This is a genomic window from Planococcus chinensis (assembly GCF_020071995.1).
GTDB classification, from domain to species: domain Bacteria; phylum Bacillota; class Bacilli; order Bacillales_A; family Planococcaceae; genus Planococcus; species Planococcus chinensis_A.
In genome coordinates, this window is record NZ_JABWTK010000010.1 from 1 (window position 1) to 12465 (window position 12465).

Annotated in this window: 15 protein-coding genes; 5 read left to right on the forward strand and 10 right to left on the reverse strand. The window is 44.1% G+C overall.

The window, feature by feature from the left end:
• Window positions 1-3 precede the first annotated feature (3 nt).
• Window positions 4-84 carry a hypothetical protein gene (locus HU147_RS19600; protein WP_369075686.1) on the forward strand — a complete coding sequence of 27 codons (81 nt, stop codon included), beginning with the start codon at window positions 4-6 and terminating at the stop codon, window positions 82-84.
• 59 nt (window positions 85-143) lie between these two features.
• Here HU147_RS19600 and tatA read toward each other — a convergent pair whose 3' ends face one another.
• The 4 genes from tatA to HU147_RS15205 form a co-directional block, all read right to left on the reverse strand.
• Window positions 144-350, reverse strand: a complete 207-nt coding sequence (gene tatA, locus HU147_RS15190; RefSeq protein WP_176294985.1) for a twin-arginine translocase TatA/TatE family subunit — start codon at window positions 348-350, stop codon at window positions 144-146.
• A gap of 195 nt (window positions 351-545) precedes the next feature.
• The gene (locus HU147_RS15195) at window positions 546-1412 is read right to left on the reverse strand and encodes a cation diffusion facilitator family transporter (RefSeq protein WP_224077020.1); all 867 of its coding nucleotides are present in this window, start codon (window positions 1410-1412) and stop codon (window positions 546-548) included.
• Window positions 1413-1620: 208 nt separating this feature from the next.
• Window positions 1621-2199: a DapH/DapD/GlmU-related protein gene (locus HU147_RS15200; protein ID WP_224077021.1), complete on the reverse strand. Its 579-nt coding sequence runs from the start codon at window positions 2197-2199 to the stop codon at window positions 1621-1623.
• Window positions 2200-2377: 178 nt separating this feature from the next.
• The gene (locus HU147_RS15205; protein WP_224077022.1) at window positions 2378-3418 is read right to left on the reverse strand and encodes an NAD(P)-dependent alcohol dehydrogenase; all 1041 of its coding nucleotides are present in this window, start codon (window positions 3416-3418) and stop codon (window positions 2378-2380) included.
• Between the two features lie 257 nt (window positions 3419-3675).
• Between HU147_RS15205 and HU147_RS15210 the strand changes: the two genes are divergently transcribed.
• Window positions 3676-4098, forward strand: coding sequence for a MerR family transcriptional regulator (locus tag HU147_RS15210; protein ID WP_036803327.1), 423 nt, complete (start codon window positions 3676-3678; stop codon window positions 4096-4098).
• Between the two features lie 222 nt (window positions 4099-4320).
• Here the strand turns inward: HU147_RS15210 and HU147_RS15215 are convergent, their stop codons facing one another.
• From HU147_RS15215 to HU147_RS15225, 3 genes are all read right to left on the reverse strand, one after another.
• Window positions 4321-4515 (reverse strand): hypothetical protein, encoded by a 195-nt coding sequence (locus HU147_RS15215; RefSeq protein ID WP_224077023.1) that lies wholly within the window; start codon window positions 4513-4515, stop codon window positions 4321-4323.
• A 601-nt stretch (window positions 4516-5116) separates the two neighbouring features.
• Window positions 5117-5587 carry a hypothetical protein gene (locus HU147_RS15220; RefSeq protein WP_224077024.1) on the reverse strand — a complete coding sequence of 157 codons (471 nt, stop codon included), beginning with the start codon at window positions 5585-5587 and terminating at the stop codon, window positions 5117-5119.
• Between the two features lie 158 nt (window positions 5588-5745).
• The gene (locus HU147_RS15225) at window positions 5746-6210 is read right to left on the reverse strand and encodes a hypothetical protein (RefSeq protein WP_224077025.1); all 465 of its coding nucleotides are present in this window, start codon (window positions 6208-6210) and stop codon (window positions 5746-5748) included.
• A 352-nt stretch (window positions 6211-6562) separates the two neighbouring features.
• Between HU147_RS15225 and HU147_RS15230 the strand changes: the two genes are divergently transcribed.
• Genes HU147_RS15230 through HU147_RS15240 form a run of 3 tightly spaced genes read left to right on the forward strand, consistent with a single transcriptional unit; the run spans window position 6563 to window position 8165 of the window.
• Window positions 6563-6988: a DMT family transporter gene (locus HU147_RS15230; RefSeq protein WP_036803325.1), complete on the forward strand. Its 426-nt coding sequence runs from the start codon at window positions 6563-6565 to the stop codon at window positions 6986-6988.
• A gap of 11 nt (window positions 6989-6999) precedes the next feature.
• Window positions 7000-7680 carry a Crp/Fnr family transcriptional regulator gene (locus HU147_RS15235; protein ID WP_224077026.1) on the forward strand — a complete coding sequence of 227 codons (681 nt, stop codon included), beginning with the start codon at window positions 7000-7002 and terminating at the stop codon, window positions 7678-7680.
• A complete protein-coding gene (locus tag HU147_RS15240; RefSeq protein ID WP_224077027.1) occupies window positions 7677-8165 on the forward strand; it encodes a DMT family transporter in 489 nt (162 codons plus the stop codon). The genes HU147_RS15235 and HU147_RS15240 overlap by 4 nt, the downstream gene beginning before the upstream one ends.
• 208 nt (window positions 8166-8373) lie before the next feature.
• On the opposite strand, the gene sstT is transcribed toward HU147_RS15240, so the two are convergent.
• The 3 genes from sstT to HU147_RS15255 all read right to left on the reverse strand — a co-directional run bounded on the left by sstT (window position 8374) and on the right by HU147_RS15255 (window position 12367).
• Complete coding sequence (gene sstT, locus HU147_RS15245) at window positions 8374-9645, reverse strand: serine/threonine transporter SstT (protein ID WP_036803318.1); 1272 nt, start codon at window positions 9643-9645, stop codon at window positions 8374-8376.
• Window positions 9646-9951: 306 nt separating this feature from the next.
• Window positions 9952-11769, reverse strand: a complete 1818-nt coding sequence (locus HU147_RS15250) for an LTA synthase family protein (protein WP_224077028.1) — start codon at window positions 11767-11769, stop codon at window positions 9952-9954.
• 400 nt (window positions 11770-12169) lie between these two features.
• The gene (locus HU147_RS15255; RefSeq protein ID WP_220628512.1) at window positions 12170-12367 is read right to left on the reverse strand and encodes a hypothetical protein; all 198 of its coding nucleotides are present in this window, start codon (window positions 12365-12367) and stop codon (window positions 12170-12172) included.
• Window positions 12368-12465: the final 98 nt, after the last annotated feature.

Consider the following 12465-nt stretch of genomic DNA (forward strand, 5'->3'; position numbering starts at 1 on the left):
TATATGCGCTACTACAACGAAGACCGGATTCTCGAAAAATTAGGCTACCTGGCACCCAAGGAATTTGGGGCGCAAGCAGCCTAATAAAGGTGTTTTATATGTGTCTCAAATCGCTATGTCAGTCTAGAAAGGTTTTTGCGTTCTTATTTATTTATCATTTTTTCTTTTTCAGCGTCTTCGTCCACTTTGGAATCTTCTGTTGCATCGTCCATGAGGCCTTTAGTCGAGTTTTTAAATTCTCTCAAAGTTTGTCCTGCAGCACGACCCAACTCCGGTAATTTCGCTGGTCCAAAAAAGATTAATGCAATGATAAGGATTAAAATTAATCCCGGTATACCTATGTTTGGCATAGTGTTCGCCTCCCGTCAATTAGTAATACTATTCCTTTTCAGCCGTTTCTGCAAGTCATTCGTAAAGCGCACTGCAACTTACATTTGAGCAGTGGCTCGTTATGGAAATAAGACTGGAATCTCCATTAGAAGAACGTCAAAAGATTTGTTTTCCTCATGCGGCTATTTTTAATTTAGCTTTAAAAATGGCGGCGTTTATTTTGGTTCCACGTGAACATGCGCTTCAATCACTCCGTGGCGTTTCATCAGGAGATCCTCCACTTCGTTCGAAATATCGTGCGCTGCCGCTATCCCTAATTTAGAATTGACCAATATGACCACATCCACTACAGGGTTATTGCCATATTTTCGCGCCCGGATGTTTTTGACCCCTTTTACCCCGGCTACCGTATAAACTGCTTGCTCATATGTTTTTAGTTTTTCTTCGTCAAAGCCGTCTGTCAAATCATGGGAAGCTTCTCTAAAGATGTCCCACCCGGTTTTGCAAATTAGAAAGCCAACGACTAATGCCGCTGCTGGATCCAGCCAAGGCAAGCCAAACTGAGAACCGAAGATGCCAATTGCGGCCCCAACACTGACCCAAGCATCTGACCGATTGTCTTTCGCTGCAGCCATAAGCGACTGGCTCTGAATTCTTAATGCCAATTTTTTGTTATATCTATATACCATGTAAATAACAACAGCACACAACAATCCAGTCCAAGCCGCAATGGGATCAGGTGCTTCCGGCTGCCGGAGAAAAGCAGAAATAGCAGCTCCATAAAGAACCTGGAGGCCAACTGCGATCATCACAAAAGCCGCCACCAAAGAAGCCACCGGTTCTGCTTTCCAATGTCCGTAATGATGATTTTCATCAGGCGGCCGCCGCGATATCTTCAAGCCAATAAGAACAGCTAAGGAAGCCACTATATCAGTGGTGTTATTAAATCCGTCTGCTTGCAATGCTTCCGAACCGGTCAAATGCCCGACAAGCAATTTAACTGCCGACAAAAAAAGATAAGCAACGATGCTGAGGTATGCCCCCCGTTCGCCGCGTTTTAAATCCTGGTATTTCCGTTCCATGCGGTTCCCTCCAAAAGACGTCCTCGAACAGCATAACAGAGGGATATTGAGTGGGTCTACAGCAATCTTCTTTCCTCAATCAACCAAAATAGCTCTACTAAAATAATTTTTCTCTAAGGAAACAGACGGAAAAATCCAACTTTCGTTATTTATAAAATAATGCGTATTGAAAACTACTCGCTTCTTAAAGATAATTCTGGAAAATTGTCTATTGTTCGCCGGCTTCAATTTTCTTTATCACTTTTGCAGGCACTCCCCCTGCGATGGTGTTAGCCGGAACATTCCGTGTAACGACTGCACCAGCCGCAATAACAGCTCCGTCTCCGATTTCAACGCCGGGAACCACCGTGACGTTTGCGCCAATCCAGACATTTTTGCCAATGGCAATAGGAGCGGGATGCATCGTGCTGCGCTTTTGGGGGGCCATGTCATGATTCAGCGTCGCTAACACGGCGTTATGCCCGATAAGCGATCCATCGCCTATCGTAATGCCTCCCTGATCCTGGAAGCGGCAGCCTGAATTGATAAAGACATTCTTGCCAATACGGATGTTTTTGCCGCAATCCGTGTAAAAAGGTGGGAACAAGGCAAAAGTAGGCTCTACTGGTTTGCCGGTCAACCGGGAAAATAATTCCTGGACTTCTTCAGGCGTATGGTATTCCCCATTCAATTCCACCGTTATTTTTAAGGCTTCCTGCGCCAGATTATGCATCGTTTGGTGCATCTCCGAACCGCCCTCAATTGCTTTCCCACTGTTTAGATGTGCTAAAAAGTCGTTGGTATCCATAGAAATCCTCCTTGTTTTATTAATCAAAAAAACCAAATAGAAAACTCCCGTCATTAGGTTATGAAGAGGAATTCTATTTGGCCGTTGCAGTGAATGGAATGTATTGCTGCCAATCGGTTATTGAAGATTAAGCATTCATAGCAAAGCTCAGCTTATTTCAACGCCATGAATGGCTGGTCTACATCGTGCTGATGTCGATAACAAAGCGGTATTTTACATCTGAAGCCAATACGCGTTCATAAGCTTCGTCAATCCGGTCCGCTGATATCACTTCAATTTTCGGAGCAATATTGTGCTCTGCACAGAAATCCAGCATTTCTTGCGTCTCACGGATGCCGCCAATCATGGATCCTGCAAATGAACGGCGATGGCCGATCAGCGAAAAGACATTTACCGCGAGTGGTTCTGCAGGCGCACCGACGTTTACCAATGTGCCGTCCAGCGTTAACAAAGAGAAATACGCATCCATGTCGATCTTGGCGCTTACCGTGTTGATGATCAAGTCGAACGTACCGGCAAGTTTTGAGAAGGTTTCAGGGTCGCTCGTGGCATAATATTCTTTCGCGCCAAACTCCAAGCCGTCTTCTTTTTTGCTCAAGGTCTGCGACAACACCGTGACTTCTGCCCCCATCGCGCTTGCGATTTTAACAGCCATATGTCCGAGTCCGCCCATACCGACGATCGCCACTTTTTTGCCTGGCCCGGCTCCCCAATGGTTCAACGGTGAATACGTCGTGATGCCAGCACAAAGCAAAGGCGCAGCCGCGTCCAATTCAATGTTGTCAGGAATCCGGACTACGAAATCTTCCGTGACCACGATATGCGTCGCATACCCGCCTTGGGTTGGTTCCCCGTATTTATCTACTCCGGCATAAGTCGGAACATTGCCTTTTAGGCAATACTGTTCTTCGCCTTTTTGGCAATTCTTGCATTCGCCGCATGAGTCCACCATGCAGCCAACCCCTACCCGGTCGCCGACTTTGTATTTGGAAACATTCGATCCAACTTCCGTAACAATTCCGGCAATTTCGTGTCCCGGGACCAATGGATAATTTACAGGACCCCATTCGCCATGAGCCGTATGGATATCGGAATGGCAGATCCCTGAAATTTTGATTTCAATCAGAATATCATTGATATCCAAGTCGCGGCGCTGAATTTCTGTTTCATAAAAAGATTTGTCCGGCCCATCGACCGCTCTTGCTTTTGCTGTAACCATATCGAAAACCTCCAGTATTTTTTAAGAACGCTGTTGCAGGCATCCACGAGGAATCAATTGCAGATTCACTACTAACGCTTTCTACCCTGCTCCGTCCTCTTGAAAACCCATGATAATCCTTAGAGTTAACTCTAGGTCAAGCGATAAACTGCGCGAACCTCACACCGCATTGATTTTGACTTCCGGCGCCATACGTGATAAAGTCTTTCCAAATTCCAGCTTTCATTCAAGGTGGAAGTTGAATGGAGGAACGAACGATGAAAACATATTCGATAGGCGAAGTTGCGAAAGAATTAAATTTAACGGTCTACACGATCCGTTACTACGATAAGGAAGGGCTAATCCCGTTTGTTGAGCGTTCAGAAAGCGGCATCCGTCTGTTTAAAGAAAGCGATATTGCCGCATTGAATGTCATAGAATGCCTGAAAGCAAGCGGCATGCCGATAAAGGAAATCAAAAATTTCATCGACTGGTGTTCGGAGGGGGATGCTACGCTGCAGCAGCGCTATGATATGTTCATGGAGCGAAAAGCGACGGTAGAAGCCCAGATGGCCGAACTAAGAAAGACGATGGAAGTCATTGAACACAAATGTATGTACTACCAAACGGCGTTGGAAGCCGGCACTGAAGACATCCATAAGCAGAAAAATATCGCTGCTTCCATCCCTGCCAGCCGGTAATCAAAAGGAAAACGGCTATCTATTATTCTTTTGGCCATATAGCCACAAGTTTCTTATTTGATGCAGTGTGAGTTACAAATATCTATTATTTATCAATGCCCAACTGGTTGATCCGTCCAATTTTACTTGCAAAAATGAGCCTTTCCACTCGGGAAGGCTCATTTCTATATCTATGTAGGGTCTATCCTTCAAAGCTTGGCATCAACTAATGCCTCTGCCTCTTCACCGCAACAATTCAACATTTCCCATTGGATTTTCTAGCGTCCGGAGCAACAACCCGATCACTACTGGAAAAAGTGCCAGGTAGTCCTGAAGTGGAAAATGATTAAAGCAGGTCTGCGGCCATTCCGTTAACTGTTGCTGCAAGTGCATACCATACAGCACTAGCCCAATCGTAATCGTCCAAATAAGCGTCATATCAATTATAGGGTAAGAAGATGAAACTATTTCATTTGTTTGGAGATAAAATGAGAAATCCACTTATTGTTTCAACGAACGGATATAAAAAAATAGAAGTTATTTTGAAGTATAAACCTTATGTATCTGCGCCTTAGTGAGGCTGGTATTTATGGGTATTTGTGGTATTATTCAGATAATTAAATAACACAAGCTTTGCGAACGGTTTTTAATTGATTTATTACTTAATTTGCGGAAAGGAGCGGATGGATGATGTGGATTTTTTTCATTCCGATAACATTTCTTTTGTCTTTTGGACTAATGATTGAATGGAAGCGAAAAAGAAGAAATGATGATGTCTTTAAAACAATCAACCCCCACACCAGACCTGGAGAAAGCACTAATTACAAAATGGGGGACAACAACTACACCAGCGGAGGAGAGTAAGAATTAACTAGTGTACACTTTGGCGACTCAAGAGAAATGCTTCCAAATTAACGCTTCTTTTTCAAGCTGGAATGCTGTCCATTTCATTGTATTGTTAAAAGTATGTTTAAAAAGAACTGGACTGAGCGGCAATCACTTTTAAAGTGCTGCTATTCAGTCCAGTTCTTTCATTAAATCATTTAAGTTCTTCCACTACTAAATCCTCTAGCTGTTTAACTTGCTGGGATGCCAATGTCTTCAACTCTTCTGACAGGAACAAGAGCCTTTTCTTTATTTCTTCTTTATTGCCATAACGGATCATCGTTTCTTCTGTTAAGTTCTCCGCTAACAGCTGGCGATGGATGTTTGCAATTTCAAGCAGTTGCAGCAATTGTTCCCCTTTGACTTCTGCAGCAACCTTTTGATCCCCTGCACTGTATCCTTCCATAAATCCTTTTGCCATCATTTTTAACTGCCGGTCACATGCTGCAAACCGGTGCTTTTTATAACGCTCCGTTTGCGCCAAAGCGATAAAGTAAGTTTCATAGAGATTCATGAAATTTCCAGCCATCCCTCTCGGGTAATAGATGCTTGGGTAAGGATCTATTAAACACACACGATTGCCGTTCATCAAAATATTTTCAGGAGATGCATCCTGATTTACCAAAAGCAGCTTTGAAAATGATTTTTTTCTTAGGTCAACAGCCAGTTGAATCGTTTGAAAGAGAACTTTGTCTTCGAATTCCGAATAAGCTGCGCATAGGGCTTGATAATCTGCTAAATGCTCTGCACTTTCTTCATCAAGAAACTTCCTTGCGTCTCCGCTTATCTGCCTCGCAATCCCTTTTCTTCTGACCAGGTTAAATAGCCGAAACCGTCCAAACCGTGCGGAACTTCTTCTGTCTTCCGATGAATCTCTCCTATTTCTTTCCCTATCTGAAAAGCGGTTGCTTCTGTCGTACTATGTAAATCAATTTGTTCCCCACCATAAGTTTCCAGCGTATATGCCAGTTCCGTTGAAACATGGAATTTGAAGAATTCAGGAGCTGCTCCTCCCACTGCTTTATTGACGGATCGATAGTACAGTTCCGTTCCTCCATACTCAGCTTTTAATGCTTCTTCGTTGAAAGGAACCGGTTTGCCATAAGCTATATCTTTTGGAATCCGAAGGACCAATTTATCACTGCCTTTCTTTACTTTCCAGGCATAGTGCCAGGCCCCTTCACCAAGAAATTCAACTACTTCAACATCCGCATGCATTGTTGCGGCTTTTAATTTTGACTTTTCCATCCGTGCACCTTCAATCCGCTTAAAATTTTTTCTTCAAAGCAGTTAATCCCTCATTTGCTTTTTCGAATCAGTAAAATCAGTTATCGCGTTCTTAACTTACGCACTAATTTCTATAAAGTTTCACTTTTCTTTTTTCTTTAAAATAGACAGCTTTGCAAATTTCTCGCCTGAACTTTTAGCCGCTGCTTTTTACGACTGATGTTGGTGTAAGTTGCAATAGTTTATCTAACTTCATCTGGGTATTTTAATGCTTGTAAAATTTCGTTGAATGCGAAAAGATAATAGGACATGTGTCCTTTTAATCTCCTTTTATTCCCTGTACATTAAAAATACAGAAAGGTGTGGGAATTTTATGAAAGGGATATTTTTTGCACTGGCTGGCGGTTTTTTCCTGACCTTGCAAAGCGTAGCGAATGCGGAAATCAGCAGCCATATCGGCACCTGGCAAGCGGCCGCCATGACGCAGTTAACGGGATTTTTATTCGCATTGCTGATTGTTGTCCTGATTAGAGACAAAACTTATCGCCAGCTTAACCGGGTATCGCCTCTTTATGCATCCGGCGGGATGCTGGCGGCCATTGTGCTGTTCTGCAATATGACAGCTGTCCACATCATGGGCGTCACGCTGACAATCGGCGTGTTTTTGATCGCCCAGCTTGTTATGGCACTTGCCATTGACGGCAAAGGCTGGTTTGATATGTCCAAAAAGAAAATCAGCCGGACTCAAATCATTGGGGTCTTGTTGATGATTGCCGGCGTTATCGTATTGAAATGGTGAGGAGGAAAACAATGGATCCGCGTGTAATTGATTATTTAAAGCAGTTTCAATTAATGGATTTGTTCCCGCCTGGGGTAACGCAAGAAATGACTCTGGCTACTTTTAAAAATGGTGAACGCCTATTTTCTCAAGACGATGAAGCCCATATCCTTTATTTTCTTGTTAAAGGAAAGCTGAAAATCTCGATGTTGTCTCCGGAAGGAAAACGATTGATCCTGGCTTTCAAAACACCCTTCGATATTGTAGGCGACATTGAATATGTGCGGAACTGCCCTTTCATCAACACCGTGGAAGCCGTTACAGATATTGAAGTGATTGGAATTTCACACCACATCCTGCGTAAGCAGTTGAATGAGAATGCTGCATGGCTGCAATTTTTGCTTCGGACGATCACTCAAAAATTCGAAAGCAAATCCAGAGCGATGAACTTCAACTTGCTATATACCGTCGATGTCCGTGTCGCGAGCTACCTTCATTCCATGACGCCCACGCAGCCGGTATTGGATTCCACATCGCTCGTCGATATGGCAGATTTGATCGGCACCAGCTACCGCCATTTGAACCGGGTCCTGCGGCAGTTTGAAGAAGCGGGTTGGCTTGTGAAAAAGCGCGGAAAAATAACGCTGCTCGACCGAAAGGCACTGTTGGCGCAGGCAGGCCAGAATATTTACGAACAGGAGGAACGCAAATGATTAGCGGCATCTTGCTGGCACTTATCGGCGGCGGATTTGTCAGCCTGCAGAATACGTTTAATGCAAACGTCAAAAAACAGGTCAGCGTCTGGACGACCACTGCACTTGTGCTGATTCTTGGATTTGCTGCATCGTTTGTGGCTGGCCTAGTTTCTAAAGGAAGCGGGTTGTTCAGCTTCCAGGCAGAACCTTGGTTTTGGTTCAGCGGAATCGTCGGAGTCGGAGTGGTGGCTTGCGTCACCCAAGGCGTGCAGATTCTCGGTCCAAGCCACGCCATTTCACTCGTCATGGTTTCTCAGATATTCTTCGGTTTGGTATGGGATGGACTCGGCTGGTTCGGACTCGAGCAAATTCCGTTCACTTGGCAATCGCTTCTTGGCGTCCTGCTGATCAGCGGCGGTGTGCTCCTGTTCCAATTAGGGCCGAAACTGGAACAAAAGCGTTTGCTGAATCCAAACGCATGGCCCATTAAGCCGAACAACTGATGGTAAAACTAAGAAACCCGGCACTCCTGTTCCTAGAGGTTTGCCGGATTTCTTTTGCGGAAAATTTGATTGTTTAGAGCTAAATGAAAAGAATTAAAGTTGGCCCCTGATTCCACTTATTGAAAAAGGCTGTTTGAACCTTGGTTTCCCGAGTTCAAACAGCCTTTTGTTTTTAAAAACCAGATTCTTTAAAGTATCAGTGAAAATATTAGTTTTTCGCCAAATCTTTAGAAGCTTTGTGTAAAGCAAAAACTTTCTTGAAGTTCACTTTCTCTCCTTCTTTCAAACGCTTCTTGTATTCAGCTGTTGCTGTGAAAAGAACGTCTGTAGAAGAGTTAAGCGATGTTTCGAAAGAATCCTGCAATACGCCGATGATGAATCCTACACCGACTACTTGCATCGCTACGTCATTTGGAATCCCAAACAAGCTGCACGCAAGTGGAATCAACAGAAGCGAACCGCCGGCAACACCCGATGCGCCGCATGCACAAACTGCAGCAAGCACACTTAGGATGATAGCTGTCGGAATGTCCACTTGGATGCCGAGCGTATGAACCGCAGCAAGCGTCAAAACGGAAATCGTTACGGCTGCACCGGCCATATTGACCGTTGCACCAAGCGGAATGGAAACCGAATACGTGTCCGGATCCAAGCCCAGTTTTTCACATAGCGTCATGTTTACCGGGATGTTTGCTGCTGAACTGCGCGTAAAGAACGCCGTAATTCCGCTTTCCCGAATACATTTAAATACCAATGGATAAGGATTTTGGCGAATATTGATGAATACAATCAACGGATTGACTACTAAAGCTACAAAAAGCATACAGCCGATAAGCAGAGCAAGCAGTTTCCCGTAGCCAAGCAAAGACTCCAGCCCGTTTGTCGTAATGGACTCAATTACTAAGCCCATGATGCCAAGCGGAGCCAGTTTAATGACCCAACCAACCAATTTGGCCACTGCATCCGAGAAATTTGTGATCAAGGTTTTCGTCGAATCCGCGGCATTTCTAAGAGCTAATCCAAGGACAATCGCCCAAGCCAGGATGCCGATGTAGTTGGCATTGATCAGCGCGTTGACCGGATTGTCGACAACGTTTAAAACCAGAGTTTTAATGACTTCAATCGCATTGCCAGGAGGCGCTAAATCCTTTGCCCCTTCAGTAAGCGCTATATTTAACGGGAAGATGAAGCTGGCAATAACAGCAACCAATCCGGCTAAAAATGTCCCTAACAGATAAAGAAAGATGATCGATTTCATATTGGTCTGCTGGCCCTTTTTGTGTTGTGCGATTGACGCCATAACCAGGAACAATACCAATACAGGAGCGATCGCTTTTAATGCCCCGACGAACAGTGCGCCGAAAATAGTCAACGATTTCGCTGCTTCCGGAATCAAAAGAGCCAAAGCCACCCCAACAACCAAGCCGATCATGATTTGCTTCACAAGACTGATTCGATTCCACGTGCTTAATAATTTCATTAGTGCATCCCCTTTGTTTTTAAAAATCTTGCAGCCGAGCTGTTATTTTGATGTCTAGTCTAGCAGTAAAGTACCTCCTCAAACAGCGGGAATTTTTCAAGCTAATCCTATTCTATACAATTTGTAGCCTGAATAAAACAAATTTTTTATAAAATCAATCATTATAGTTCATTTAATTCGGTTTAAAGTTAGGAATTGAGCGATTGTATAGTGCGTATTCCTTATTAGAAACATATGTTAGTTGCATAGATTTTCATTTTAAGGAATCTTCTCATAAAAAAGCTTTGGACATGTTGTCCAAAGCTTTTACTGTGTTTCTATATACTCGAGGCCGTTGTTTTCAATGACGGTATCGGAAATGCGCAGCTGATTGAGGGCGTCTTCGATATACGGCTCACAACGGGCATCTTCAACTTTTTTTCCACTTTCGATGGAATAGCATTCTCCCGATCCGGGAGCGGTCGTCAAATCAGGTTCGAAATACAAATCTCCTTTGCGGAACGAACCGTTGCGAAAGACGGTGAGGCGTTCGGTATCTGACAACAGCGAGGTTCCAAGCATGAACCCTTGGTCGATGCCTGCCACTTCCAAAATGGTTGGCGCTACATCAATTTGGCCTCCGGCAGTTTCAACGGTTTCGCCTTTTGCAAGACCCGGCGGCTTGACCCACAAGGGGACCGTCCGGAACAGTTCAAATTGTTCCGTTGTGCCTTGAACACTTAACTGATTCGCCATTTCGCCTCCGGCTTCGACTAAGCCGCTGTCATGGTCCCCGTAGAAAATGACGAGCGCATCGTCCCACATGTCCTGTGCTTTCAGTTCATTGACGAAAGACTCGACAGCCCCGTCGACGTAATGGACGGAGTGGTAATAATTGCGGACGAGTTCATCTTCGTAGCCGGGCAGTTCCAATTGCTTTCGATCTTCCGGCATTTCAAACGGTATATGGCTGCTCAAAGCAACCAGGAAGCTGTAATAGGGTTCCTCCAATTGCTTCATGTGCTCGATGGAAGTTAAGAAGAAGTCTTCATCGTTAATGGCCATGCCGATTTTTTCGGTGTCCGGGTAATCCTCTTTGCTGAAGAAATGGGAAAATCCAATGTTCTCGTAGACGGTATCCCGGTTCCAGAAACTTTTTTCGTAGGCGTGCATGGCCGCGGTATCGTAGCCGCCGTCGCGCAAGGTTTCCGGCAAGGAATTGAACGTACTGTCCGCATAGCGGGTGTAGACCGAGCCGGTGCGCAGCGGATGAAGCGATGTGTTGATCGTGAATTCGGCATCCGACGTGCGCCCTTCGTGGGTTTGGTGATGAAAAGCCGGGAAATAAAGCATTTCGTTTTTCAGTTTGTTCAAGTACGGCGTCACTTCCTCCCCGCCGATTTCCTGTCCAATGAGGGAAGACTGGAGGGATTCCAGCTGCACGAGAATGACATTCGGCTGTTCACCGGTGTTTTCCGTGATGCTCGCCGCAAAGGCTTCCTGTACCAGGGCCTGATTTTGCTCGGACGGTGAAGCATCACGAACCAACGAAACGGCTCCTTTTGCGAGGTCATAGCCATGGTAGCCCCAAAATCCAAGTTCGTAGTATTCCCGCATATCACTGACCGCGTTGCCGGAGAGCCACGGTTCTCCTTTTACGACACTGGACAGGAGAGGTGCTGCAAAAATGACAAGTCCACTAGCTAAAATGACGCCTGCCAACTTCTTATTCGATGTACTTGGTACAGGTTTCTGGCGCTTCCGAAGAACCAGGATGAAGGCCAGGAAAACGAAGAAATCAGCGAAGAAGAAAAAATCCGTCCAGCGGATTAGACTCATAAAGCCGCCGCCTACGTCGCTCATTTGCGTCATCGATGATATCAGCTGCACGGACAGCAAATCACCGAAATATCGGTAATACCAAACATCGGAAATCAGCAAGGTGCTATGGAGTGCCAACAGCGAAAGCAAAATCCACCGGCGTTTTTTCGCGCCTATCAATAAAGTCCAGCTTGAAAGGACAAGCGCTCCTGATAAACTGATCAGAAAGAACCTAAAGCTGAACGGTGTGTCGGTGTAGATGCTGAACATATACAACTTGCCTGCAGTAAGGACCAGGTAGACCCAATAGTCGAGTGTTTTCATGATGCTGCTCCCTTTTGCGCTTTGAACGCCCCTTTTCTTATTCACTACCTTTAAAAGAGCTGGAGAAAACATCAAAATGAAGAAAATACCAATCGACCTAGTAGATTTTAAAAACTTATACACAAATTATACAAAAAGAAGCTGGATGGTCCCGGAGGAACATTCAGCTTCTTTTTAAGATTTATGTATAGTGTACTTTTTTAAAGGGATTGTTCTCTTTCATTCACTATTGAATTCAATAGTAGAATAAGCTGATAACCAGGTCTTCTCCTTGTAAATTTAGTTTTTCTTTCATTAAAACATTAATTAGTAATGTTGAAGTATAAAAAATCTTTCTTGTATTATAAGGGACTTACAAGTTTTAAATTTATAAGCATCCACATAATGGAAAACAATACTCTTAATTATTAATCCGATTTCGATATCTTTCCTTAAAGGATTTAGGCAAGAAAAAGGAACTAGCTCCCATTAGTATTCCGCCAAGCCCAGAAAGGATTATGCCAACTATAATCCATGATTCAGTTAAAAAAGTAGAGACATATATGCCTGTAGTTAAAATCAATAAGCCCAGTAACAAACATACAATAACTTTATTCATATTATCCTCCTCTAAAAAAATCCTGTTTATTAGTTTCATCTTCTTTTAAGTAACCAAAAGAATTAAAACGTCATTTAGTGCAAAGCAATTGTTCCTTC

What these genes read in the sequence shown, in the direction of transcription:
- HU147_RS15205 (WP_224077022.1), bottom strand. Translation starts at nt 3,418, where the DNA reads ATGGTTACAGCAAAAGCAAGAGCGGTCGATGGGCCGGACAAATCTTTT.
- HU147_RS15230 (WP_036803325.1), top strand. Translation starts at nt 6,563, where the DNA reads ATGAAAGGGATATTTTTTGCACTGGCTGGCGGTTTTTTCCTGACCTTG.
- HU147_RS15250 (WP_224077028.1), bottom strand. Translation starts at nt 11,769, where the DNA reads ATGAAAACACTCGACTATTGGGTCTACCTGGTCCTTACTGCAGGCAAG.
- HU147_RS15195 (WP_224077020.1), bottom strand. Translation starts at nt 1,412, where the DNA reads ATGGAACGGAAATACCAGGATTTAAAACGCGGCGAACGGGGGGCATAC.
- tatA (WP_176294985.1), bottom strand. Translation starts at nt 350, where the DNA reads ATGCCAAACATAGGTATACCGGGATTAATTTTAATCCTTATCATTGCA.
- HU147_RS15215 (WP_224077023.1), bottom strand. Translation starts at nt 4,515, where the DNA reads ATGACGCTTATTTGGACGATTACGATTGGGCTAGTGCTGTATGGTATG.
- HU147_RS15255 (WP_220628512.1), bottom strand. Translation starts at nt 12,367, where the DNA reads ATGAATAAAGTTATTGTATGTTTGTTACTGGGCTTATTGATTTTAACT.
- HU147_RS15240 (WP_224077027.1), top strand. Translation starts at nt 7,677, where the DNA reads ATGATTAGCGGCATCTTGCTGGCACTTATCGGCGGCGGATTTGTCAGC.
- HU147_RS19600 (WP_369075686.1), top strand. Translation starts at nt 4, where the DNA reads ATGCGCTACTACAACGAAGACCGGATTCTCGAAAAATTAGGCTACCTG.
- HU147_RS15210 (WP_036803327.1), top strand. Translation starts at nt 3,676, where the DNA reads ATGAAAACATATTCGATAGGCGAAGTTGCGAAAGAATTAAATTTAACG.
- HU147_RS15225 (WP_224077025.1), bottom strand. Translation starts at nt 6,210, where the DNA reads ATGGAAAAGTCAAAATTAAAAGCCGCAACAATGCATGCGGATGTTGAA.
- HU147_RS15235 (WP_224077026.1), top strand. Translation starts at nt 7,000, where the DNA reads ATGGATCCGCGTGTAATTGATTATTTAAAGCAGTTTCAATTAATGGAT.
- HU147_RS15200 (WP_224077021.1), bottom strand. Translation starts at nt 2,199, where the DNA reads ATGGATACCAACGACTTTTTAGCACATCTAAACAGTGGGAAAGCAATT.
- sstT (WP_036803318.1), bottom strand. Translation starts at nt 9,645, where the DNA reads ATGAAATTATTAAGCACGTGGAATCGAATCAGTCTTGTGAAGCAAATC.